The sequence below is a fragment of the Azohydromonas aeria genome (assembly GCF_009760915.1).
GTDB lineage: Bacteria > Pseudomonadota > Gammaproteobacteria > Burkholderiales > Burkholderiaceae_C > Azohydromonas > Azohydromonas aeria.
The window spans coordinates 20,830-43,218 of the sequence record NZ_VIDQ01000029.1; the positions used below are offsets into that span (position 1 = coordinate 20,830).

Below are 22,389 nucleotides of genomic sequence, written 5' to 3' on the forward strand. Positions count from 1 at the left end.
GAAGGGCTGGCAGCGGGCCCTGCCGCAGGTTCAGCCGGTCACGACGCGGCCGTGCCGGGCAGGGCACGGACAGCGCCTTGGTGTCCCGAAAACCCTCACCTGCGCCGCCCCGCCGTTGTGGCCGGCGGCCCGGGGTCGGTTCCGGCGATGGGTGGCGCGCGAACTGACGGCGGCGCGGATGCCGGAGGGGCACGCCGCCACGGTGCGGCGGGGCAGGGCAGGGCAGGGCGGCAGGTCGCCCGCATGCCTGGAGCCTGGGCCATCGGATGCGGCCGCCTGCCCGCATCGGCCGCGAGCCCCCATGCCGGCCGGCCGTGTTGAACCGTTCAACAGGCGGCGCCGGGAGGCGAGGGCGCCGTGCTCCCCAAAACCCTCACCTGTCCAGGGCACGCGTTCAGGACGTGCCGCGGCGCCGCACCTTGGCCAGCTCGCGCACCATCAGTTGCTGCTCGGGGCGCGTGTAGAGCGAGGTGGTCTTGAGGTCGGCATGGCCCATCGCGCCCATCAGCGCCACCGGCAGCACGCCGTCGGCGGCGGCGTTGTTGGCAAAGAAGTGGCGCAACCAGTGCGTCGAGGCCGAGCGGAAGGCCGCCGCATCCAGCGCCGGCCCGGCCTCGTGCGCGCGCTCGGCCGCGCGCTTCAGCAGCCGCTTGAGCGACTGGTACAGCGCCGACGGCTCCAGCGCGCCCCAGCGGTCGGCCTGGCGTGCCGGCTCCAGCACCGGCACGCCCAGCGCGTCCAGGCGCCAGCGCGGCACGGCCGGGCGCAGGGCGCCGATCAGCGGGCGGGCGTCGCCCTCACCGTCGATGGCCCCTCCGGGAACCTGCGCATCCACCGCCCCCGCGCCCGCCGGCGTCAGCAGAGTGCGCAGCGGCGCGCCCGGCTCATGGCCGATGCCCGCGGCCGCCATGTCGGCCTGGTGCCGGTCAATCAGCGCCTTGACGTCGTCGTAGATCGGCACGCTGCGGCGCCGATGTCCCTTGCCCAGCACCTCCAGCATCCACAGCGCCTCGCCTTCGAACACCTCGCGCCGCAGCCCGGACAGGCGCGCGGTGCAGAGTTCGATCAGCCTCAACCCGGTGGTCGCGCCCAGCTCCAGCACCAGGCGCAGCCGGCGCAGGCTGCGCGCGCGTGCCGGCTGCGCGTCCGGCCCCGCGTCCGCCAGGCCGCCCGGCGCGCCGGCGCTGCGGTACTCGTCGTCCCAGCAGCGCATCAGCCAGCGCCATTGCGCCTCGTCGAAGCTGCGCCGCACGTCGATGCCCGGGCGCGGCAGCTTCAGATGCGGCGTCACGCCGGCGGCGGCGTTGGCACCCAGGTAGCCGGCCTTGAGCAGGGCGCCCAGCATCGAGGCGATCACGGTCAGAGCGTGGCGCTGCGACAGTGCGCTCAAGGGGCCGCGGAATGGGCGCCAGTGCTCGCTGGCGCGCGCCTCCGCCCGAGGCTGCAGCCAGTCGCCCGGCGGGCTGGCGATGAAGCGCCGGTAGGCATGCAGATCCTCCTCGTCCACCGAGGACAGCGGCTTGCGCCGCGCGCACAGGCACCAGAGGTAGAAGCGCTCGGCCTCGCGCGCGTAAGAGGCATGCGTGCGCGGCGACATGGCATAGCGCCGCAGCCAGGCCTCGATGGCCTGCAGGTCGGTGTGCGCGCCCAGCACGTTGGGCGTGGCCAGGCGGAAGGTGCCGTTGCGGCCGTCGAGGTCGGGCGGCACCGCCAGCCGTTCCAGCGGCACGATCCCGAAGCGCCGGTCCTGCACCTGCGCCAGTGCCAGCTCGCGCGCCAGCGCCAGCTGCCGCGCCGGGCGCAGCGCCGTGTCCTGCAGCGGATGGCCCAGGCCCGCCGCCGCCGGGCGCAGCCAGTCGAGCAGCCGGCGCGCGCGCACCGCGCCCAGTCCGGGCACGAGCCGGAACCAGCGCGCACCGTGCAGGTTGGCAAAGTCCACCAGGTCGCGCAGCGACAGCAGCCCCGCGCCGCGCAGCGCCGCGGCCAGCGCTGGCGTGAACCACTGCGCCAGGGCGTCGTCGAGAGCGGGTGGCGTGGACAGCGCGGCGGCGAGCCGGTTGAGCGCCGCCAGCCGCGCGGCGCGCGGCGACGCCGCGGCGCCGGCCGCGTCGGCGGGCAGCGGCGCCGGCGTGGCGTCCAGCCCGAATTCGTCCTGCCAAGCCTGCCGCCATGCGTCCGCGTCGCGGTCCTCCGGGTCCAGGCCGTCTTCGGCGCAGCACTGCGCGATCCAGTCGGCCAGCGGCGGCACGGCGGCCGCCGCGTCGCCGGCGGGCCCGGCCACCGGCTCGGCCAGCGCCGTGGCCGCGTCGTCCTCCAGGCCCTGGGCGCGTGCCGCCTGTGCAACCTGCCGCCGCAGCCGCCGCAGCTGCGCCGCGAAATGGCGCTCGTCGTCCGGACCGCCCGCGAAGGCCATGTAGCGCTCCCACGCGCTGCGCAGGCTCACGCCCTCGGCCAGCGCGCGCAGGAAGCTGAAGTGGTGCGGACGCAGCAGCGCGTGCGGCGCCGCCACTTCGGCCGTGCGGCCGGCCGGCCGGCCGCGACGGCGCCTTGTCTCGGCGGCCGTCATGACCAGCGCACCTGACCAACGGCGGCCACGCCCTGGAGTACGGCACTTGCCGCCCGTTTCGCACCCCGGCCGATCCCGACATGGCGCCCGCGCGTGGCCGCCCCACTCCGTACCTGCAATTCTTGTGTCACCCGCATAACGGGAATTATCAGGGTGACATTTAAGCAGCGCATAGTCCGTTGTTCTGTCGCACCGCCATGCCGCCCCGCGCCATGGCGGACAGGTTGGATGCCAAACCATGCCGCGCGGGGCGCCACCGCGGCGGCCTACCATCGGGACCATGTCTCCCTTGCTGCAAGCCGCCCTGGCCGAAGTCGAACCCCTCCTGGCCGCACGCGGCTGGACCCCGCCCGGCGCCGCCGTGCTGCGCGAGGCACAAGCGCTGCTGGACGCCACCGCCATGGCCTGGCCCGCGCCGGCCGTGGCCGTGGAGCCCGACGGCGCCGTGGCGCTGGAATGGGAAGCCGCCGGCCGCGGCTGGCTCAAGCTCAGCGTGCGCGGCCGCGGCGAGCTCGCGCACGAGGCCGTCATCGGCGGCGACGAGTTCGAGCAGGCCGAGCCGTGGACCGCCGCGCCCGACGCCGCGGCGTTGCCGGGCTGGGCGCACGAGCTGCTGCGCCGGCTCTGGCCCTGTGACGCCTAGCGTTCCGGGTGCGGGCGTCCTGCCCTACAGCTCGCTGACGATCTCGTGCGGACTCGGCCGCGGGCGCATCGGCTTGCGCCTGGTCACCGAGCCCAGGCTGACGAAGCACACCGCGTCCTCGTCCGGCGCCAGCCCGAACAGCGCGCGCAGCCGCGGCGAGCCCATGGCCTGGCCGCTGGTGAGCCCGCCACCGAAGCCCATGGCATGCGCCAGCAGCAGCAGGTTCTGCAGCGCGGCGCCCAGCGACACCAGCCGCTCCGCCGCCGGCGTGGGCGGCTCCACCGGCCCCAGCTTCACGACCGCCAGCATCAGCAGCGGCGCGCGGTGCGCCTTCTCGCGCGCGGACTCGCGCTGCTCGGCGGTGGCCTGCGCGTCGCGGTCCAGCAGCGCCGACTCGAACGCCTCGGCCAGCAGCGCGCGCTTGCCTTCGGGCACGATCACCAGCCGCCATGGCCGCAGCTCGTGGTGGTCCGGCGCGGCGGCGGCGGCCTGCAGCAGCCGCTCCAGTTGCGCCGCGTCAGGCCCTGGCGCCGTCAACCGCTTGGGCAGCACGTTCTGGCGTGAGGCGATTAGCCCCGCCGCCAGCGCCACCAGGTCGTCTTCGGCCCCGGCGGCAGGCATGGGGGTGTCGTTCGGTAAATCGGACATGGGCGTCATGGCAGGAACTGCGGCAGGCGGGCGGCGGCCCGGACCGCGGATTGTCCCGGATCGGTTCCGGCCGGGCGCCCGGCCTGCGTCAAGGCACTCGGCGCCCGCACGGCCCGAGCCGGAGCGCCGGCCGCCGTGCCGAGTCTTTTTTTTCGGCGGCTCGGGTTCCGGCCACCCATCCCGTCCTTTCGGCAGTTTTTGCCTGCCCTCCACTGCAGCCTCGGATGCGGCGCTGCAACATGCAGCCAACGAATTAGGGTTAACGATAGGTTACAGCTTCCCGGGTCTGGGCACGGGAGCGGTTGATTCGGGCGGCGGCGTGAGTGCCGCACGGCGGACACTCGGCACGGTGAGGGGACCGGGCGGTTCGGCGCCGCGGCGCCGATGCCGCGTCCAGCCGGGTGCAGCGCAGCCCTTCGGGACCGTGCCGGATCGCACACCGAGGCCGGGTACCGGCGAAGTCCCGGGCCGCTTGCGCCGTTGCCGATGCGCTGCCGCGCCGCCGGGCGGCGTGTTCGGGGCGCGAGAGCGGCCCGCGGCGGGCATTCGCCAGCCTCGGCGCATGCCATGGCGGCCCCGGCCACCGTTGCCGCTGCTGACTTCATTGCCGCGGCGGCGCAAACGGCAACGGGCCGGCAATGCCGGCCCGTGACGGGGGGAGTAATGCGCGGCCGCTCGATGCGGCCGGCATTGATGTCAGCTTCAGCTCGGCAGCTTCGAGGCGCAGTTGCCGAATTTGGCCGGGCAGGCGCTGTCGAGCCCGCCGGTGCCGCCGGTCGGGAAGGCCTCGCCGCGGAACATGTTCAGCACGTTGCCCCAGGGGCGGCGCGGCTGGGAAATGTCGCGATACCAGAAGACGTAATTGCTGTAGAGCCGGTCGCGCGCGTAACGGTAAATCTCGCGCACGTTGGGCGGGTCGATCGGGCCGCCGTGATATTGACGCGCATAGCAGTCCGATTCCACCTTCATGCCGATCGGCACGCGGCCCTTGGCCTGCACGTTCCAGACATAAGCCGACCTTTCCAGCGCCGGGTCATTCACGAACACGTCCGGGCCGCCCATGCCCACACCCTTGTCCAACATGTTGGTGAACAGGGCCGGCACGAGCTTGGCCGGGTAATTAACGAACTGCAGCACCACGGTATTCGGGAAGGCCTGGCGCGCCGCGGTATTGATCTTGGCGAGGTTGGAGAACATTTTCTCCTTCTGCGCGTCGGTCAGCGGCCGCACGGTCTGGCCGAACGCCGTCTCAGTGAAGGTGATGCCCTCGAAATAGTTGTGGCGGTTGTAGCGCTTGCCCAGTTCCTGGATCAGCGCGATGAGGCGGTCACGCACGTCGTCGTCGTAGAGCGCCGCGTTCTCGCCGGAGCCGCCGTAGGCCGTGGTGATCTTGAAGGCGCCGCCGCTGAACCAGGGCTGGCGCAGGTAGTCGGGCACGGCCTTGGCGCCGCCGAAGTTCTTGGTGCCCAGCGTCAGGAAGAAGCGCTCGCCCTTGGCCGCGGCCTTGTTCAGGTAGCGGTCGATGCGCGAGAAGTCGTATTCGCCGCGGCCCTTTTCAAGCTGCGCCCAGTCGGCGCGCACCATGATGCCCTTGACGAACGGGAATTGCCGGGCTTCCTCGATGCCGGCCTCGATCATGAAATCGCCGGCATTGGAGCCGAACTCGATGTAATGGCCCGGGTTCCATTTCATGGTCCGGCCCGCATTGAGGCTGGCCCCGACCAGGCCGGTCGAGTTTTGCTCACGCACGAAAGCCAGCGGGTCCAGCACCGTGCCGTCGTCGAGCAGGTCATCGGCGCCGATGCGGGAATCCCAGCTCGAAATCGGCTCGCCCGCCGTCGCCGTAGCGGTCGCCACGCTCATGGATTTCTCGGTGGCGGTTTCAACGGCGGCCGCGGTGCCGGCAAATGCCGCCGCGGATTCATTCTGGGTAGAAATCTGAGCGGCGGTTTCGGACGAAACGTCCTCACCACCTCCGCAAGCTCCAAGAACGGCGGAGCTTGCAATGGCAATGGCCAAAAGTTTCCTTCGGGTCGCGAGTTTCATTTGATGGTCAACAGCAGGCCCAGGCCTGCACACGCACGGCGTGCAGTCCAGGGTCGTTCACAAGCGGGTCCCGGCGTGGCGCTCTTGCGGGCGTCTCGTCGCTCAGGGTCGGTCAGGATGGCGCAGCACGTTGCTTCGTGGCGCGGACCGAACAATGCCATGGCAGGCAGGCGCCCGCGTTACGGCATCTTTGGAGGCGTAAGTGGATGCAGTTGAGCCCCGGCCGCGATGCGGACGGGGCTCACGTGAGGTTTGTCACACAGGCAACAGTCGTGCCGCCGTCACCTTGAAGCCCGGGATCTTGGCCACGGCGTCGAGCGCGTCGCCGGTGAGCGTGTTGGCCGCGGCCTCCCAGAACGCGAACGGGATGAAGATCTGGCCGCGCTGCACCTGCTCCGTCACGCTTGCACGCGCAACCACTTCGCCGTGGTGGGTCCGCACCCGCACCATCTGCCCATCGAGCACGCCCTGCGCCGCCGCGTCCATCGGGTGCACGCTCACCAGCGCCTCGGGCGCGATGGCGTCGAGCATGCTGGCGTGGCGCGTCATGGCCCCGGTGTGCCAGTGCTCCAGCACGCGCCCGGTGGTCAGCACGAACGGATAGTCACGGTCCGGCTGCTCCGCGCCCGGGCGGAAGGTGGTGGGCACGAGCGTGGCGCAGCCGTCGGCCGTGGGGAAGCTGTCCACGAACACCACGCCCTGGCCCGGCTGGTCCTCGGCCGGCGCGGGCGTGACCACCGCCTCCTCGCGCTGCAGCCGCGCCCAGGGCACGCCCGCCAGCGGCGCCATGACGCGGCGCATCTCCTCGTACACGCGCGCCACCGGCGCCTCGGCCGCGGCATGGCCGTCGCCGTCCTCGGCGCGCCAGTAGTCCCAGGGCGCGCCCAGGCGGCGGCCGAGCTGCTCGATGGCCCACAGGTCCTGCATCGCCTGCCCCGGCGGCGCCACGGCCGGGCGCCCGACCTGGATGAGCCGGTCGGTGTTGGTGTAGGTGCCCCACTTCTCGGGCTGTGCCGAGGCCGGCAGCACCACGTCGGCCAGCAGCGCGGTCTCGGTGGCGAAGATGTCCTGCACCACCAGGTGCTGCAGCCCGGCCAGCGCCTGGCGCGCGAAGTTCAGGTCCGGGTCGCTCATGGCCGGGTTCTCGCCCTCCACGAACAGGCCGCGGATCTGGCCGTCGTGCGCCGCGTGCATGATCTCCACCACCGTCATGCCGGGCCGCGCGTCCAGGGCCGTGCCGCCCCACAGCGCCTCGAACTGCTGGCGCACCGCCGCCTCGCTCACGCGCTGGTAGTTGGGCAGCATCATCGGGATCAGCCCCGCGTCGCTGGCGCCCTGCACGTTGTTCTGCCCGCGCAGCGGGTGCAGCCCGGTGCCGGGCCGGCCGATCTGCCCGGTGATCAGCGCCAGCGCGATCAGCCCGCGCGCGTTGTCGGTGCCGTGCACGTGCTGGCTCACGCCCATGCCCCACAGGATCATGGCGCTGCGCGCGCGGGCGTAGCTGCGCGCCACCTCGCGGATGGTCTCGGCCGGGATGCCGCAGATCTCGGCCATGCGCTCCGGCGTGGACTCGGCCACCGAGGCCTTCAGCTGCTCGTAGCCGTTGACGCGCGCGGCGATGAAGGCCTCGTCCGTCAGCCCTTCCGCGATGATCACGTGCAGCAGCCCGTTGAGCAGCGCCACGTCGGTGTCGGGGCGGAACTGCAGGTGCCACTTCGCGCGGCGCGAGAGCTGCTGCCGGCGCGGGTCGGCAATGATCAGCGTGGTTGTGCCCGCATCCACCGCGTTCTTGATGAAGGTGGCCGCCACCGGGTGGTTCACCGTCGGGTTCGCGCCGATGAGCAGCACCACCTCGGCCTGCGCCACGTCGGCCACCGGGTTGCTCACCGCGCCGGAGCCGATGCCCTCCAGCAGCGCCGCCACCGAGCTGGCATGGCACAGCCGCGTGCAGTGGTCCACGTGCGCGCTCCTGAACACCTGGCGCACCAGCTTCTGGAACAGGTAGGCCTCCTCGTTGCTGCCCTTGGCCGAGCCGAAGCCCGCCAGCGGCGAGTCGAAGCCGGGCTGCGCCGCGTCGCGGATGCGGGCGAAGCCCTGCGCGGCAAGGTCCAGCGCCTCGTCCCAGGTCGCCTCGCGGAACAGCTCGTCCAGGCGCTTCGCGCCGGACTTCACCGCCTCGATGTCGGCCGGGGTCTTGGCCACGCCCTCGCGGCGCACCAGCGGCACCGTCAGGCGGCGCGGGTTGTGGATGTAGTCGAAGCCGAAGCGGCCCTTGACGCAGAGCCGCCCGCGGTTGGCCGGGCCGTCGCGGCCGGTGACGGTGTGGATGCGCTCGCCGCCGGCGCCGTCGGGGCCGACGTTCCAGGTCAGCTGGCAGCCCACGCCGCAGTACGGGCACACCGAATCGACCTGCTTCGTGACCTCGGCCAGGCCCGCGCCGCGCGCGGGCATGAGCGCGCCGGTCGGGCAGGCCTGCACGCACTCGCCGCAGGCCACGCAGCTGGACTGGCCCAGCGGGTCGCCCGCGTCGAAGACGATGCGCTCGGCGGCACCCCGCAGCGCCAGCCCGATCACGTCGTTGCCCTGCTCCTCGCGGCAGGCGCGCACGCAGCGGGTGCACTGGATGCAGGCATCGAGGTTGACGGCGATGGCGGCGTGGCTGAGATCGGGCGCGGCGTAGCTGCGCGGCCGCTCGGGCAGGCGTCCGCGCGGCACGGCCAGCGCGTCGGCCCACTGCGTCAGCTCGGACTCGCGCGTGTACTGGTCGCTGCTGCCGGCGTCGCTGACCAGCAGCTCCAGCACCATGGCGCGCGCCTTGGCGGCGCGCGGGCTGTCGATGCTGACCTTCATGCCCGGCGCCGCGGCGCGGCAGCACGAGGCGGCCAGCGTGCGCTCGCCCTCGACCTCGACCATGCACGCGCGGCAGTTGCCCACCGGGCGCAGGCCGTCGGTGTGGCACAGGTGCGGAATCTCGACGCCCTCGCGCAGCGCGACCTGCCACAGCGTCTCGCCGGGCACGGCCTTGACGTTGCGGCCGTCCAGCGTCAGCTCGATGGGCTCCATGGCCTGCAAGGCCTGAACAGAGGTGGGTGCGTTCACGGCTGCAGCTCCTGCGGGAAGTAGTTGACGACGCAGTCGACGGGGTTCGGCGCGGCCTGGCCCAGGCCGCAGATGGAGGCGTCGCGCATGACCTGCGACAGCTCGGCCAGCAGCGCGGTGTTCCAGCGGTCGGTGGCGATGAGCTCGCTGATCTTGGCCGTGCCGCTGCGGCACGGCGTGCACTGGCCGCAGCTCTCGTCGGCGAAGAAGTGCATCAGGTTGCGCGCGGCGTCCGTGGCGCGGTCGTGCTGCGACAGCACCATGACGGCCGCGGAGCCGATGAAGCAGCCGTGCGGCTGCAGCGTGTCGAAGTCCAGCGGCACGTCGGCCAGCCGCGCCGGCAGGATGCCGCCCGACGCCCCGCCGGGCAGGTAGGCGTAGAGCTCGTGGCCGGGCAGCATGCCGCCGCAGTACTCGTCGATGAGCTCGCGCAGCGTGATGCCCGCCGGCGCCAGGTGCACGCCGGGCTTCATCACGCGCCCCGACACCGAGAAGCTGCGCAGCCCCTTGCGGCCGTTGCGGCCCTGGCTGCTGAACCACTGCGGGCCGCGCTCCAGCAGGTCGCGCACCCAGTACAGCGTCTCGAAGTTGTGCTCCAGCGTGGGCCGGCCGAAGAGGCCGACCTGCGCCACGTAGGGCGGGCGCAGCCGCGGCATGCCGCGCTTGCCCTCGATCGACTCGATCATCGCCGACTCCTCGCCGCAGATGTAGGCGCCGGCGCCGCGGCGCAGCTCGATCAGCGGCAGCCCGCCTTCGGGCGGATGGGCCTGCAGCCGCGCCAGCTCGGTCTCCAGGATCGCGCGGCAGGCGTGGTACTCGTCGCGCAGATAGATGTAGACGGCGCTGATGCCCACGGCCCAGGCCGCGACCAGCATGCCCTCGAGGAAGCGGTGCGGGTCGCGCTCCAGGTAGTGGCGGTCCTTGAAGGTGCCGGGCTCGCCCTCGTCGATGTTCACCGCCATCAGCCGCGGCGCCGGCTCCTGGCTCACCAGGCGCCACTTGCGCCCCGTGGGGAAGCCCGCGCCGCCCAGGCCGCGCAACCCCGCGTCGGACAGCGTGGTGAAGACCTCTTCCACCGTGCGCTCGCCGCGCCGGCAGGCCTCCAGCAGCCGGTAGCCGCCGGCGGCGCGGTAGTCGGGCAGCGTCGCGTAGGGCTCGGGATCGTGGCGCGTGAGGTCCTGCTCGACGGCTTGAACCACCCGCTCCACGGTCGCCTGGCGCACCGGGTGCTGGTGCACCACCGCCACCGGCGCCTGCTCGCAGCGGCCCACGCAGGGCGCGGCCACCACGCGCACGTCGGTGCCCAGCAGCGCGGGCAGCTTCTCCAGCAGCGCTTCGGAGCCGGCCAGGCTGCAGCTCAGGCTCTCGCACACGCGCACCGTCAGGCGCGGCGGCGCGGGATAAGTGCCGTCGGCGTTCTCGCGCACCACGTCGAAGTGGTGATAGAAGCTCGCGACCTCGTAGACCTCGGTCTGCGCCAGCTTCAGGCGCTGCGCCAGCGCCGCCAGGTGGTCGGTACGCAGCTGGCCGAAGCGGTCGTTGATCGCGTGCAGGTGCTCGATCAGCAGGTCGCGCCGCGGTTCCAGGTGCGCGGTGGTGGTGGCCACCTCCGACAGTGCCGTGGCCGTCACGGGCCGCTCACGCTGGGTGCGCTGGCCTTTCCGGCGCGGTTCGTCCGCCAGTACCGGGCGGATCGGGATCACGCTGCTCATGGCTTGGTCTCCTTCGCGGGGCCCCAGGAACGGGCCGCCATATGTTCGAATTGACCGGAACTCCGTCCGGGCATGCAGGCATGATGGCCCGCAGCGCCCAACCAAATATGCAAGGTCTTGCCAGATGTTCCGAATCCGCATCACGCCGCGCTGGGAGCTGGGCCGCCGCGACGGCGCCGCGCCCGAAGCGCCGGCCGACACCACGGCGCTGATCGCGCTGCTGGGCGCCATCGCCGAGACCGGCGCCATTGCCGAGGGCGCGCGCGTGCTGGGGCTGAGCTACCGCAACGCCTGGGGGCAGATCAAGGCGGCCGAAGGGCTGTTCGGCCAGCCGCTGCTGGTGGCGGGGCGCGGGCGCGGCTCCACGCTCACGCCGCTGGCCGAGAAGCTGATCTGGGCCGACAAGCGCATCGCGGCGCGGCTGTCGCCGCTGCTGCAGTCGCTGGCTTCGGAGCTGGAGGGCGAGCTGGACCGCACCCTGCCCGTGCCACCGCGCGCGCTGCGGCTGCATGCCAGCCACGGCTTCGCGGTGGCGGCGCTGCTGGAGCAGCTGCAGGCGGCCGATCAGCCGCTGGAGCTGCGCTACCGCAACAGCTTCGAGTCGGTGGCATCGCTCGCGCACGGCGAGTGCGAGCTGGCGGGCTTTCACGTGCCCATCGGTGAGTTCGAAGCGCCCGCCGCCGAGCGCTACCGCCCGTGGCTGCGCAATGTGAAGCACCGGCTGGTGCACCTGGCGGTGCGGACGCAGGGGCTGTTCGCCGCGCCCGGCAACCCGCGCCGGGTGGCGGGCATCGAGGACCTGAAGCGCCCGGACCTGCGCTTCGTGAACCGCCCCGCCGGCTCCGGCACGCGGCTGCTGACGGAGCTGCTGCTGGCGCGCCACGGCATCGTCCCGGCGCAGGTCAGCGGCTGGGACAACGCCGAGTTCACGCACGCGGCGGTGGCGGCCTTCATCGCCAGCGGCATGGCCGACGTGGGCGTGGGCGTGCAGACCGCCGCGCAGCGCTTCGGCCTGACCTTCGTCCCGCTGCTGCGCGAGCGCTACTTCCTGGCCTTCAATGCCGCCGACGAAGGGCGGCCGGACCTGCAGGCGCTGCTGGCGCTGATGCGCTCGCCGGCCTACCGCGCCGCGGTGGCGGCGCTGCCGGGCTACGAGGCGGCGCGCACGGGCGAGGTGTGCGGGGTGCGGGAGGCGGGGTTCACAAGCTGACGCCCGCCGCCGCAGTCGTCGCCATCCCCTGTAAGGTGCCGCGCATGCCGGATCTCACTACCCTCGAAGCCCCCGCCGCCCTGGCCTGGGTCCAGGAGCACCCCTGGGCCTACCCGGCGCTGGAGACGCTGCACATCACGGGCATCGCGCTGCTGCTGGGCAGCCTGGTGGTGTTCGAGCTGCGCGCCTGGGGCGCGGCGCGCGAGCTGCCGGCCGCCGCGCTGGCTCGGCTGGCGCTGCGAGTTTCGCTCGCCGGCTTCGCGCTGGTGGCGGTGAGCGGGCTGCTGATGTTCGGCAGCCAGCCCGGCGAGCTGTTTGCCAACCGCTTCTTCGTCGCCAAGCTGGCGCTGCTGGCCGCGGCCGGCCTGAACGCCGTGCTGTTCCACGCGCGCGGCGGCGTGGCGCGGCTCGACGCCGTGGCGCGCGCGCAGACCGCGCTGTCGCTGGGGCTGTGGCTGCTGGTCATCATTTGCGGACGCTGGATTGCCTACGCCTGACACCCCGGGCGGATTCACCCAAGGAGCCTTGCATGGACCTCACGAGACGACTGCTGCTGGCCTCCGGCGCCGTGGCGCTGCTGCCCACGGCCGCCCGCGCGCACCACGGCTGGAGCAGCTTCGACCAGAGCCGGCCGATCTACCTGGAGGGCGCCGCGCGCGAGGTGCGCTGGCGCAACCCGCACGCCGAGCTGGTGCTGGAGCTGCCGGCGACGCCGACGCTGCCGCCCGACCTGCGCCAGCGCCAGGTCCCGGCGCAGAGCGCGAACGTGGACGGCGTGGCGCTGCTGGCCAACGCCAAGCTGCCCAGCCGCACGGACCGGCGCTGGACGGTGGAGCTGGCGCCGCTGACGCGCATGCAGGCCTGGGGCGTGCAGCCCATCAAGCCCGACACGAACGTGGGCGTGCTCGGCTTCACCTTCGCCGAGGAGAAGGGCGATGCGGTGCTGCGCGCCGAATACCTGTTCGTGGACGGGAAGGTGTACGGGCTGAGGTCGTCGCCGGCGTAAGTCAGTGCGCCGACCACGGGTTGAGCAGCCGCACGCCCGTGTTCTCGAAGTCCGCCACGTTGCGTGTCACGACCGTCATGTCGTGCTCCAGGGCCGTGGCGGCAATCAGGGTGTCCCGGTGAGAACGCGGATCGGGCACATGCAGCTGGGCACAGCGCAGCGCTACGGCGGCATCTATGGGCAGTACACGGTCCTGGAACGCAGGCAGCACCTGGCTGTTCAGCCAGGTGCGCAGCAAGGCACCCTGCGTCGCATCGCGGCGCTCCATCAGCAACACGCCTTGCTCCAGTTCCAACAGCGTGATGGCGGACAGGAACAGGCTGCTGCGGCGCACGTTCGCAGCCCAGGCCACGACGCCTGGATCGGCCTTGCCCTTGCCTGCCTTGCGCAGCTCCGAAACGACGTTGGTGTCCAGGACGAACATCAGGACAGGTCCGCAGGGCGGATGTCGAGATCCATGCGGGGCGCTTCGAATTCGACGTGCTGATCGGCCGGCATTGCCAGCGCATCGACGATGCTGCCCGCGCTGCCGGTGAGGCGCTCGTAGTCCTCGATGGACAGCAGAACGTGCGAAGGACGACCTCGGTCCGTGATGAAAACCGGGCCCTCGTTGGCTGCCTGCTTGGCTTTGCCACTGTCCTGGTTGAACTCGCGGCTGCTCAGGACGCGTATGGTCATTCCGGTTTCTCCTGCAATGTAGAAACGTTGCTACAGAATACGCCGTTTTCAATCGGCTCAGCGACTTGACGTCCACGGCGTCTTGTGACCCCTCCCACCGAAGCTGGAAAGCAGGTCTTCGGGAGCAGATTCGTATGGGTTATTGCTGCGGTCAGCAGCGTGGCTGGCCATTGATTCAAGGAATTTCATTCCAGCGCAGTGAAACAGGCCGGTTTCGTCAAGCCAACGTTTTATCCTGCACTATCGTCTGCTGCCGAATCCCCATCATCTTCTCCGCATGACTGCGGCTGTATGGAAACCCCAGCGTCCTGGCCGACCCTTCGTTCCAGCCTTCGAACCAGTTGCGCGCCTCGGGCGTGTCCTGGGTATAGGGACACTGCCTGATGAAAGCCTGGCCCGCGATGAAGTCTATTTCCAGGCGATGTCCAAAAAAGATTCAGCCATGTGATTGCTTCTCCTGCCCACTCCGGCGGCCGGTGGCGCCCGCTCGTCCTTGACCTGAATCAGCGCTGAAAGAAAACTCACCAAGCCAATGGCAGTAAGTCCGCTCGCGGGCCGATATGGCGGCCGCCGCGGCGTTGTTCGTGCGGCCTACCGCCTGTTGTTTCAAGGGCTGGAGCAAATTGGAATCAGTCCAGCGCGACGCTGAAAGTCCCTTCGAATTTCTCCCCGGATTGCAACGTCACCGGCCGCGTCACCCGCACCGGCTCGATGCAGACGAAATGCCGCCAATCGTCGTCGGGCAAATCCTTCAGGCCCTTGGCGCCCTCGCGCCCCGGGTTCCACACCATCCACTGGTCGAACCCGGTGGCGCGCAGTGAAATGCGCCGGCCGCGGTTCGATAGCACCAGCGCCGGGCAGCCGTCATAAAGCCGCTCGAAAATCTCGTCGGTGAATTGCAGCAGCGGCGCTTCCTGGCGGGAAAAATCAGGCCGGTACCGGTCGGCGGCCGCCAACCCCCGCAGCCCTTCGACCTGCGCCGACAATAAATCGTCGAGCAGGAAATAAGGGTGCAGCCCGCCGGTGAAGCTGAAGGCGTCGGCGCCGGTATTGAGCACGGATAGCGCGAAATCGACGCCCTGGGCCTGCGCGGTGACGTCCAGTTCCAGCCGGGCGGCAAAAGGCCAGTAATCCACGTCTGCGGGCGCGATGTCCAGCACGTATTTGACGTGCTCCTCGTCCATGTCGGCACCCTGCTCCAGCAGCGTCCAGTCGCGCTCGCGCGCGAAACCGTGCTTGGGCAGCGGGCCGGCCTCGGCAAACTGCGGGAACAGCACCGGCATGCCACCGCGCGCAGGGCCGGGAAACTGGCTGGTCAGCGGGCTGCAATAGAACAGCTCCAGGCCGCCTTCGAGGCGGGCGTTCAAAACCTGGGCGCCTTGCGCGCGGTGGGTGAGGATGGGCATAGCGGGGATGATTGAAAGGAGATCCAAAAAAGCAAGGAGGGCATGGCGTCGTCGTGCTGGTGCTTGACGTGCCGCTTCCAGGGCTTCGTGTCAACGAATCAACAACTACGAGCTGAATAAGGTGGCACGAGCAGCACGGGCTGCGGCGCGCAAGCCGTTGTCATGGGTGGCGATGCGCGCACCTGTTTGCAAAGCGAGCGCGAGATACAGGGCGTCGTAACCTTGTACATGGCGATGCAAGGCAAACCGCACCTGCTCCGCAATGTTCTGCTCGATTTGGTAAAGCTCGATCCTGAACAGGTCAATGATTTCAGCGCATTCCGCAGTCTTGACCGCTCCCCACCTGTTTTGCCGGCCTTTTTTCAGCAGTACGTAGCTGCATTCGGCTGGAAAAACCACCGGAGCAATCAATGCTTCACCGGCCATTCCGGCTGCTGCCACGTCTGCGCTGAAAAGATGCCGCTCCTCGGTATCGGGCAACACCCATGACAGCGCAACGTTGGCGTCAACGACGATCACGCGCTTCCTTCACCAGTTCGACGCTCCCAGGCTGGCCTTTGCGGAGCGTGCGCCGCGATTCCGGATACTTGGCGTAAAACGCTTCGAGTCGCTGCTGCAGATCGGGCACCGGATGCCCATCGCTCTGGCCCACCTTGACAAAACGCGGGATCGGTTGGCCCGCCGTTTCCGACCGGGCTGATGGGGCGGCGGGCTTGGTATGAAACGCGCTTTTCATGCCGGGCAGTGTAGGCCGCGAAGCTCAAGCCCAGCCCAGCCCTTCCTTCAACACCCACAGCCACCCCGTGATGGTCACGAAGGACAGCACCATCGCCAGCAGCAGCACGGCCGCGGTGAAGCTCTCCTCGCCGTGGCGCTGCGCCAGGATCGGGTAGATGCTGAGCATGGGCATGGCGGCAAAGGCCACCGCCGCGGCGCGCAGCGGGCCGTCGATGGGCAGCAGCCACAGCAGCGCCAGCACCGCCAGCGGATGCAGCAGCAGCTTGCCCAGCGCCACGGTGGCGATGTCGGCCAGGCGCCCGCGCAGCTGCAGCCCCACCAGCGAGCCGCCGATCACGAACAGCGCCACCGCGCTGGACGCGTTGGCCAGCAACCCCACCGCGCGCGCCACCGGATCGGGCAGCGCCAGCCCGGCCAGCGACACGCCCAGCCCCGCCACGATGGACAGGATCAGCGGATTCAAGGCCAGCCGCTTGAGCGTGCGCCACAGCGTCGCCGACCACACCTTGGAGCTGTTGTCGCCGTCGGCCAGCGCCACGGCGAAGGGGATCATCACCAGGTTCTCCACCAGCATCGTCAGCGCCATGGCGACGGCCGCCACCGGCCCCAGGAACTGCACCACGATCGGGTAGCCGACGAAGCCGCTGTTCGACGCGCTCATGCCCAGCCCGAAATAGGCGCTGGGCGCGATGCCGCGCCGTTTCACGCGCCAGGCCAGCAGGAAGCCGAACAGCATCAGCGCCAGCGAGCCCAGCGCGTAGGCCAGCAGGAAGCCGCCGTTGAGGATCTCGCCCACGCGGCGCGAGCTCAGCGCCTGGAACATCAGCGCCGGCAGCGCCAGCTGGATCACGAAGCGGCCCAGCACCCGCGTCTCGGCCTTGGTGAACCAGCCGCGCTGCCCGGCCAGGTAGCCCAGCCCCATGAGCAGGTAGATGGGCACGGTGATGGAGAGGATGTGCAGCATGGGTGGGCGCCCGCCGGGCGCGTCGCGGGCAGCCGGCGAACATAAGGGTTTACCCGTGGCCTGTCGAGGCCGGGACTTTCACGCAGCCCAGATCATGGAACGGCGCCGGTTGTCGCTGCGGGGCTGGCGCGCCGTTCGCTGGTTGCGATGGTGGCGCCGGGCGCCACGGTTAAGCTGCCGGGCCTTTTTTCATTCCAACCTGAGACGACGAGCCTTTCCCATGAAGATCCTGACGCTGCACGGCATCAACCTGAACATGTTCGGCAAGCGCGACCCCAAGCAGTACGGCACGGCCACGCTGGCGCAGATCGACGACAGCCTGCGCGCGCTGGGCCGGGAGCTGGGCGCGGAGGTGGAGTGCTTCCAGACCAATTTCGAAGGCGAGATGGCCGAGCGCATCCACCGCGCCCACACCGACGGCACCGAGGCCGTGATCATCAATGCCGGCGCCTGGACGCACTACAGCTACGGCATCCGTGATGCGCTGGCCATCCTCAAGTGCCCGATCATCGAGGTGCACATGTCCAACATCCACGCGCGCGAGGCCTTCCGTCACACCAGCGTGATCGCCGAGATCGCGCGCGGCCAGATCGCCGGCTTCGGCGTGGACAGCTACCTGCTCGGGCTGCGCGCCGCGGTGTCGGCGGTGCAGCAGCAGGCCGCGGGCTGAGGCAGGTGCCGCCCGGCGCCGGTTCCCCGTCCTGGCGCAACGAGCGCCTGGGGCTGGCGCTGATCCTGGCCGCCACGGCCTGCTTCGCCGGCCTGGACAGCAGCGCCAAGGTCGCCGGCGCGGCCGTGCCGGTGCTGGTGGCGATGTGGTGCCGCTACCTGCTGCAGGCCTCGGTCACGGGCGCGCTGGTGGTGGCGCGCAAGGGCCGCGGCGCCTTCGCCACGCGCCGCCCCGGGCTACACGCGCTGCGCGGCCTGCTCTTCGCCAGCGCCGGCGCGATGGCCTTCATCAGCTTGCGGCTGCTGCCGATCGCCGAGTTCACGGCGCTGCAGATGCTCACGCCGCTGCTGGTCACGCTGCTGGCCGCGACGCAATTGCGCGAGCGCGTCACGCCGCTGCGCTGGGCGCTGGTGGCCGGCAGTTTCATGGGCGCGCTGCTCGTGATCCGGCCGAACGCTGGCGACTTCCGCTGGGCGATGCTGCTGCCGCTGGCGCTGGTGGGCGTCAACGCCGCCTACCAGCTCGTCACCAGCGCGCTGGTGCGCGAGGACGACCCGGCCACGCTGCAGCTGTGGACCGGCGCCGTGGCGGTGGGCCTGACCACGCTGGCGCTGCCCTGGGCCGGGCCGTTCCCGACGCAACCGGGTCTGTGGGCGCTGCTGGCGCTGATGGCCGTGTTCAGCACCGTGGGCCACACGCTGCTGACCATGGCTTTCAGCCACGCCGGCGCCGCCACGCTGCAGCCCTTCCTCTACACGCAGGTCGGCTTCGCGACGCTGGCGGGCTGGTGGGTGTTCGGCCACGCGCCGGACACGCTGACGCTGCTGGGGATTGCCGTGATTGCCGGCTGCGGGGCGGGGGGGACGTGGCTGGCGGGGCGGGGAAATCCGCGCTGACCGTTGCTCTGGCCTGGCGTCCAACCAGATCCGTTCGCCCTGACCCTTCGATACCTCAGGACAGGGTGCCCTACGCGCATCGAAGGCCGAATCCGACAGGCTCGGATGCCCGCACACCGTGCGGGCCGTCCACCCTTCGATACCTCAGGGTGAACGGGATTCCTCACTCGCAGGTGCTAACGGGTATCAGCGCACCTTCCCCGCCTTCCACGCATCCAGCAGCGTCTGGTAGGCGATGGTCTCGCCCTTGGGCTTCTCGTTGGCGAGCTTGGCCCAGGGCGCGCCCTTGTCGGAGAGCCACTTCTTCGAGTCCTCCTTCTTGTTGAGCTTGGGTGGGCACTGCGCCATGCCGGCGCGCTCCAGGCGCGCCATCACGTCGTCCATCTCCCGGGCCAGGTTGTCCATGGCGGCCTGCGGCGTCTTCTCGCCCGTCACGGCCTGCGCCACGTTCTTCCACCACAGCTGCGCCAGCTTCGGGTAGTCGGGCACGTTGGTGCCGGTGGGCGTCCAGGCCACGCGCGCGGGCGAGCGGTAGAACTCGACCAGGCCGCCGAGCTTCGGGGCCATGTCGGTCATGGCCTTGCTCTGGATGTCGGACTCGCGGATCGGCGTCAGCCCCACCAGCGTCTTCTTCAGCGACGTCGTCTTGGCCGTCACGAACTGCGCGTACAGCCAGGCCGCGGCGGTGCGGTTGGCGTCGTGGCCCTTGAAGAAGGTCCAGGAGCCCACGTCCTGGTAGCCGTTCTGCATGCCCTGCTTCCAGTACGGGCCGTTGGGGCCGGGCGCCATGCGCCACTTCGGGCTGCCGTCGGCGTTGACCACCGGCAGGCCCTTCTTGGTCATGTCCGCGGTGAAGGCGGTGTACCAGAAGATCTGCTGCGCGATCTGCCCCTGCGCCGGCACCGGGCCGGCCTCGCCGAAGGTCATGCCCGTGGCTTCCTTCGGGGCGTACTTCTTCATCCAGTCCACGTACTTGGTCAGCGCGTACACGGCCGCGGGCGAATTCGTGGCGCCACCGCGCTCCACCGAGGCGCCCACCGGCGTGCACTTGTCGTCGGCCACGCGGATGCCCCACTCGTCCACCGGCTGGCCGTTGGGTATGCCCCGGTCGGCCGTGCCGGCCATGGACAGCCAGGCGTCGGTGAAGCGCCAGCCCAAGCTGGGGTCCTTCTTGCCGTAGTCCATGTGGCCGTAGATCGGCTTGCCGTCCACGGTCTTCACGTCGTTGGTGAAGAACTCGGCGATGTCCTCGTAGGCGCTCCAGTTCAGCGGCACGCCCAGGTCATAGCCGTACTTGGCCTTGAACCGGTCCTTGAGGTCCTTGCGCTCGAACAGGTCGGCGCGGAACCAATACAGGTTGGCGAACTGCTGGTCGGGCAGCTGGTACAGCTTGCCGTCCGGCGCGGTGGTGAAGCTCGTGCCGATGAAGTCCTTGAGGTCCAGCCCCGGGTTCGTGAACTCCTTGCCCGCGCCGGCCATGTAGTCGGTCAGGCTCATGATCTTGCCGTAGCGGTAGTGCGTGCCGATGAGGTCGGAGTCGGAGATCCAGCCGTCGTAGATGCTCTTGCCCGACTGCATCGAGGTCTGCAGCTTCTCGACCACGTCGCCTTCCTGGATCAGGTCGTGCTTGACGGTGATGCCGGTGATCTCGGTGAAGGCCTTGGCCAGGGTTTTGGATTCGTACTCGTGCGTGGTGATGGTCTCGGACACCACCGAGATCTCCTTGACGCCCCTGGCCTTGAGCTTGTTGGCCGCCTCGATGAACCACTTCATCTCGGCCATCTGCTGCTCCTTGTTCAGCGTCGAGGGCTGGAACTCGGCGTCGATCCACTTCTTCGCGGCGGCCTCGTCGGCCCACGCGGCATGGCTGCCCAGCGCGGCGGCGGCCAGGGCCAGGGCGGTATGGCGCATCTTCATGTGCAGTCTCCTTCGGTGATGGTTGTCTTTGCTGTCGGTTGCGGTGCTGCCCCGCGGTGGCGGTCTGGCCTGCGGCCCCGGGGCAGCACCGGGCCGTGAAGCCCGGGGTTCATCCCTTGCGCATGATGAGCGCCAGCAGCGCCATCGACAGCGCGAAGCCGATCCACACGCTCGGCTCCGCGTCCAGCGAGAACCATTGCATGAGCTTCTCGCCCAGGCCGACGAAGGCCAGGTTGACGTAGGCGGCGCTGAGCAGCCCGATGAAGAGCCGGTCGCCGCGCGTCGTGGCGATGGGCAGGAAGCCCTTGCGCAGCACGGTGGGCGAGCGGATTTCCCACAGCGTCATGCCCACGAGCATCAGCGCGATGCAGCTGAAGAACACGGCCACCGGCGTGGTCCAGACCATCCAGTCGAACATGGCGGTCCTCCTTTCCTTTTCAGGCGTTCAGACGCGGCCCATCGCGAAGCCCTTCGCGATGTAGTGGCGCACGAACCAGATCACCACCGCGCCGGGCACGATGGTCAGCACCCCGGCGGCGGCGAGCGTGGCCCAGTCCATGCCGCTGGCGCTGACGGTGCGCGTCATCGTGGCGACGATGGGCTTGGCATTGACGCTGGTGAGCGTGCGCGCCAGCAGCAGCTCCACCCACGAGAACATGAAGCAGAAGAACGCCGCCACGCCCACGCCGGCCTTGATCAGCGGCAGGAACACGGTCAAAAAGAAGCGCGGGAAGCTGTAGCCGTCGATGTACGCCGTCTCGTCGAGCTCGCGCGGTATGCCGCTCATGAAGCCTTCGAGAATCCACACCGCCAGCGGCACGTTGAACAGCAGGTGCGCCAGCGCCACGGCAACGTGCGTGTCCATCAGCCCGACGGTGGTGTAGAGCTGGAAGAAGGGCAGCAGGAACACCGCCGGCGGCGTCATGCGGTTGGTCAGCAGCCAGAAGAAGACATGCTTGTCGCCCAGGAAGCTGTAGCGGCTGAAGGCATAGGCCGCGGGCAGCGCCACCGTGATCGAGATCACCGTGTTGATCGCCACGTAGATCAGGCTGTTGACGTAGCCCGAGTACCAGGACGGGTCGGTGAAGATGGTGGCGTAGTTGGCCCAGGTGAACTGCTGCGGCAGCAAGCTGAAGCTGGAGAGGATCTCCTCGTTGGTCTTGAAGCTCATGTTGAGCATCCAGTAGATCGGCAGCAGCGCGAACACCAGGTACAGCCAGAGGAAGAGCGTGCGCTTGGCGAAGCGGCGTTCAGTCATGGGACACCTCGCTGCCGTGCTGGCCCAGGCGCTGCATCCAGTTGTAGAGCACGAAGCAGAACAGCAGGATGATCAGGAAGTAGATCAGCGAGAACGCCGCCGCCGGCCCCAGGTCGAACTGGCCCACGGCCTTCTGCGTCAGGTACTGGCTCAGGAAGGTGGTGGCGTTGCCCGGGCCGCCGCCGGTGAGCACGAAGGGCTCGGTGTAGATCATGAAGCTGTCCATGAAGCGCAGCAGCACGGCGATCATGAGCACGCCGCGCATCTTGGGCAGCTGGATGTAGCGCAGCACCGCGAGCTTGCTGGCGCCGTCGATGCGCGCGGCCTGGTAGTAGGCGTCGGGAATCGAGCGCAGCCCGGCGTAGGCCAGCAGCGCCACCAGCGGCGTCCAGTGCCACACGTCCATCAGCAGCACCGTGAACCACGCGTCGCCGGCATTGCCGGTGTAGTTGTAGTCGAGCCCCAGGCGCTGCAGCGCCGCGCCCATGAGCCCGATGTCGGCGCGGCCGAAGATCTGCCAGATGGTGCCCACCACGTTCCACGGGATCAGCAGCGACAGCGCCACGATCACCAGCGTGGCCGAGGCCTTCCAGCCGCTGGCGGGCATGGCCAGCGCCAGCGCGATGCCCAGCGGCAGCTCCACCGCCAGCACCGCCATCGAGAACCGCAGCTGGTTCCACAGCGCGGCGTGCAGCTCCTCGTCGCGCATCACCGCCGCGAACCATTCCGTGCCGACGAACACCCTTCTCTCGGGCGAGATGATGTCCTGCACCGAGTAGTTCACCACCGTCATCAGCGGCAGCACCGCCGAGAAGGCGACGCAGATGATGACGGGCAGGATCAGCAGCCAGGCCTTCTGGTTGACGGGTTTCACCACCGTGCTCATTGGTGCACCCTCGCGCTGCGCGCGGTCCCGCCAAGCGGGACGGATC

The 22,389-nt window shown here is 70.1% G+C and carries 21 protein-coding genes; 6 read left to right on the top strand and 15 right to left on the bottom strand.

Going from position 1 to position 22,389, the window contains the following annotated elements; all coding sequences use genetic code 11:
* Positions 1–394: 394 nt before the first annotated feature.
* Entirely contained in the window at positions 395–2,566 is a 2,172-nt protein-coding gene (locus tag FJ694_RS17590; RefSeq protein ID WP_157268550.1) for a site-specific integrase, read from the bottom strand.
* Positions 2,567–2,846: 280 nt separating this feature from the next.
* Between FJ694_RS17590 and FJ694_RS17595 the strand changes: the two genes are divergently transcribed.
* On the top strand, positions 2,847–3,209 hold the full coding sequence (locus tag FJ694_RS17595) for a hypothetical protein (protein WP_157268551.1): 363 nt from the start codon (positions 2,847–2,849) through the stop codon (positions 3,207–3,209).
* 24 nt (positions 3,210–3,233) lie between these two features.
* Here the strand turns inward: FJ694_RS17595 and FJ694_RS17600 are convergent, their stop codons facing one another.
* The 4 genes from FJ694_RS17600 to FJ694_RS17615 form a co-directional block, all read right to left on the bottom strand.
* Positions 3,234–3,866, bottom strand: coding sequence for a nitroreductase family protein (locus FJ694_RS17600; RefSeq protein ID WP_157268552.1), 633 nt, complete (start codon positions 3,864–3,866; stop codon positions 3,234–3,236).
* 693 nt (positions 3,867–4,559) lie between these two features.
* Positions 4,560–5,903: a hypothetical protein gene (locus tag FJ694_RS17605; protein ID WP_157268553.1), complete on the bottom strand. Its 1,344-nt coding sequence runs from the start codon at positions 5,901–5,903 to the stop codon at positions 4,560–4,562.
* A 255-nt stretch (positions 5,904–6,158) separates the two neighbouring features.
* Positions 6,159–9,002 carry a formate dehydrogenase subunit alpha gene (fdhF, locus tag FJ694_RS17610; protein WP_375140231.1) on the bottom strand — a complete coding sequence of 948 codons (2,844 nt, stop codon included), beginning with the start codon at positions 9,000–9,002 and terminating at the stop codon, positions 6,159–6,161.
* On the bottom strand, positions 8,999–10,714 hold the full coding sequence (locus FJ694_RS17615; protein WP_157268554.1) for an NADH-ubiquinone oxidoreductase-F iron-sulfur binding region domain-containing protein: 1,716 nt from the start codon (positions 10,712–10,714) through the stop codon (positions 8,999–9,001). The genes fdhF and FJ694_RS17615 overlap by 4 nt, the downstream gene beginning before the upstream one ends.
* Before the next feature lie 124 nt (positions 10,715–10,838).
* Here FJ694_RS17615 and FJ694_RS17620 point away from each other — a divergent pair, with 124 nt between their 5' ends.
* Genes FJ694_RS17620 through FJ694_RS17630 form a run of 3 tightly spaced genes read left to right on the top strand, consistent with a single transcriptional unit; the run spans position 10,839 to position 12,930 of the window.
* Entirely contained in the window at positions 10,839–11,924 is a 1,086-nt protein-coding gene (locus tag FJ694_RS17620) for a substrate-binding domain-containing protein (RefSeq protein WP_157268555.1), read from the top strand.
* 44 nt (positions 11,925–11,968) lie between these two features.
* Positions 11,969–12,421, top strand: coding sequence for a hypothetical protein (locus tag FJ694_RS17625; protein WP_157268556.1), 453 nt, complete (start codon positions 11,969–11,971; stop codon positions 12,419–12,421).
* A 32-nt stretch (positions 12,422–12,453) separates the two neighbouring features.
* Positions 12,454–12,930, top strand: coding sequence for a DUF6152 family protein (locus FJ694_RS17630; protein WP_157268557.1), 477 nt, complete (start codon positions 12,454–12,456; stop codon positions 12,928–12,930).
* 1 nt (position 12,931) lies between these two features.
* Here the strand turns inward: FJ694_RS17630 and FJ694_RS17635 are convergent, their stop codons facing one another.
* The 6 genes from FJ694_RS17635 to FJ694_RS17660 all read right to left on the bottom strand — a co-directional run bounded on the left by FJ694_RS17635 (position 12,932) and on the right by FJ694_RS17660 (position 16,716).
* Complete coding sequence (locus FJ694_RS17635) at positions 12,932–13,357, bottom strand: type II toxin-antitoxin system VapC family toxin (protein ID WP_198320886.1); 426 nt, start codon at positions 13,355–13,357, stop codon at positions 12,932–12,934.
* On the bottom strand, positions 13,354–13,608 hold the full coding sequence (locus FJ694_RS17640) for a type II toxin-antitoxin system Phd/YefM family antitoxin (protein ID WP_157268559.1): 255 nt from the start codon (positions 13,606–13,608) through the stop codon (positions 13,354–13,356). Before FJ694_RS17640 ends, FJ694_RS17635 begins: the two co-directional genes overlap by 4 nt.
* Before the next feature lie 629 nt (positions 13,609–14,237).
* The gene (locus FJ694_RS17645; RefSeq protein ID WP_157268560.1) at positions 14,238–15,014 is read right to left on the bottom strand and encodes an aldose epimerase family protein; all 777 of its coding nucleotides are present in this window, start codon (positions 15,012–15,014) and stop codon (positions 14,238–14,240) included.
* 105 nt (positions 15,015–15,119) lie between these two features.
* Entirely contained in the window at positions 15,120–15,533 is a 414-nt protein-coding gene (locus FJ694_RS17650; RefSeq protein ID WP_157268561.1) for a type II toxin-antitoxin system VapC family toxin, read from the bottom strand.
* Positions 15,520–15,750 carry a hypothetical protein gene (locus FJ694_RS17655; protein ID WP_157268562.1) on the bottom strand — a complete coding sequence of 77 codons (231 nt, stop codon included), beginning with the start codon at positions 15,748–15,750 and terminating at the stop codon, positions 15,520–15,522. Before FJ694_RS17655 ends, FJ694_RS17650 begins: the two co-directional genes overlap by 14 nt.
* A 24-nt stretch (positions 15,751–15,774) precedes the next feature.
* A complete protein-coding gene (locus FJ694_RS17660) occupies positions 15,775–16,716 on the bottom strand; it encodes an AEC family transporter (protein WP_157268563.1) in 942 nt (313 codons plus the stop codon).
* 220 nt (positions 16,717–16,936) lie between these two features.
* On the opposite strand from FJ694_RS17660, the gene aroQ reads away from it, so the two are divergent.
* Both aroQ and FJ694_RS17670 read left to right on the top strand, forming a co-directional pair.
* Positions 16,937–17,386 carry a type II 3-dehydroquinate dehydratase gene (gene aroQ, locus FJ694_RS17665; RefSeq protein ID WP_157268564.1) on the top strand — a complete coding sequence of 150 codons (450 nt, stop codon included), beginning with the start codon at positions 16,937–16,939 and terminating at the stop codon, positions 17,384–17,386.
* A 5-nt stretch (positions 17,387–17,391) separates the two neighbouring features.
* Complete coding sequence (locus tag FJ694_RS17670; RefSeq protein WP_198320883.1) at positions 17,392–18,282, top strand: DMT family transporter; 891 nt, start codon at positions 17,392–17,394, stop codon at positions 18,280–18,282.
* Between the two features lie 186 nt (positions 18,283–18,468).
* Here the strand turns inward: FJ694_RS17670 and FJ694_RS17675 are convergent, their stop codons facing one another.
* The 4 genes from FJ694_RS17675 to FJ694_RS17690 form a co-directional block, all read right to left on the bottom strand.
* A complete protein-coding gene (locus FJ694_RS17675; protein ID WP_157268566.1) occupies positions 18,469–20,199 on the bottom strand; it encodes an ABC transporter substrate-binding protein in 1,731 nt (576 codons plus the stop codon).
* Positions 20,200–20,308: 109 nt separating this feature from the next.
* Positions 20,309–20,617, bottom strand: coding sequence for a DUF2160 domain-containing protein (locus FJ694_RS17680; RefSeq protein ID WP_157268567.1), 309 nt, complete (start codon positions 20,615–20,617; stop codon positions 20,309–20,311).
* Between the two features lie 27 nt (positions 20,618–20,644).
* A complete protein-coding gene (locus FJ694_RS17685; RefSeq protein WP_157268568.1) occupies positions 20,645–21,457 on the bottom strand; it encodes a carbohydrate ABC transporter permease in 813 nt (270 codons plus the stop codon).
* A complete protein-coding gene (locus FJ694_RS17690; protein WP_157268569.1) occupies positions 21,450–22,343 on the bottom strand; it encodes a carbohydrate ABC transporter permease in 894 nt (297 codons plus the stop codon). The genes FJ694_RS17685 and FJ694_RS17690 overlap by 8 nt, the downstream gene beginning before the upstream one ends.
* Positions 22,344–22,389 lie beyond the last annotated feature (46 nt).

Coding starts and splice junctions, on each gene's coding strand:
- FJ694_RS17640 (WP_157268559.1), bottom strand. CDS start 13,608: ATGACCATACGCGTCCTGAGCAGCCGCGAGTTCAACCAGGACAGTGGC.
- FJ694_RS17605 (WP_157268553.1), bottom strand. CDS start 5,903: ATGAAACTCGCGACCCGAAGGAAACTTTTGGCCATTGCCATTGCAAGC.
- FJ694_RS17645 (WP_157268560.1), bottom strand. CDS start 15,014: ATGCCCATCCTCACCCACCGCGCGCAAGGCGCCCAGGTTTTGAACGCC.
- FJ694_RS17615 (WP_157268554.1), bottom strand. CDS start 10,714: ATGAGCAGCGTGATCCCGATCCGCCCGGTACTGGCGGACGAACCGCGC.
- FJ694_RS17655 (WP_157268562.1), bottom strand. CDS start 15,750: ATGAAAAGCGCGTTTCATACCAAGCCCGCCGCCCCATCAGCCCGGTCG.
- FJ694_RS17660 (WP_157268563.1), bottom strand. CDS start 16,716: ATGCTGCACATCCTCTCCATCACCGTGCCCATCTACCTGCTCATGGGG.
- FJ694_RS17680 (WP_157268567.1), bottom strand. CDS start 20,617: ATGTTCGACTGGATGGTCTGGACCACGCCGGTGGCCGTGTTCTTCAGC.
- FJ694_RS17620 (WP_157268555.1), top strand. CDS start 10,839: ATGTTCCGAATCCGCATCACGCCGCGCTGGGAGCTGGGCCGCCGCGAC.
- FJ694_RS17600 (WP_157268552.1), bottom strand. CDS start 3,866: ATGACGCCCATGTCCGATTTACCGAACGACACCCCCATGCCTGCCGCC.
- FJ694_RS17690 (WP_157268569.1), bottom strand. CDS start 22,343: ATGAGCACGGTGGTGAAACCCGTCAACCAGAAGGCCTGGCTGCTGATC.
- FJ694_RS17685 (WP_157268568.1), bottom strand. CDS start 21,457: ATGACTGAACGCCGCTTCGCCAAGCGCACGCTCTTCCTCTGGCTGTAC.
- FJ694_RS17625 (WP_157268556.1), top strand. CDS start 11,969: ATGCCGGATCTCACTACCCTCGAAGCCCCCGCCGCCCTGGCCTGGGTC.
- FJ694_RS17675 (WP_157268566.1), bottom strand. CDS start 20,199: ATGAAGATGCGCCATACCGCCCTGGCCCTGGCCGCCGCCGCGCTGGGC.
- aroQ (WP_157268564.1), top strand. CDS start 16,937: ATGAAGATCCTGACGCTGCACGGCATCAACCTGAACATGTTCGGCAAG.
- FJ694_RS17590 (WP_157268550.1), bottom strand. CDS start 2,566: ATGACGGCCGCCGAGACAAGGCGCCGTCGCGGCCGGCCGGCCGGCCGC.
- FJ694_RS17630 (WP_157268557.1), top strand. CDS start 12,454: ATGGACCTCACGAGACGACTGCTGCTGGCCTCCGGCGCCGTGGCGCTG.
- FJ694_RS17595 (WP_157268551.1), top strand. CDS start 2,847: ATGTCTCCCTTGCTGCAAGCCGCCCTGGCCGAAGTCGAACCCCTCCTG.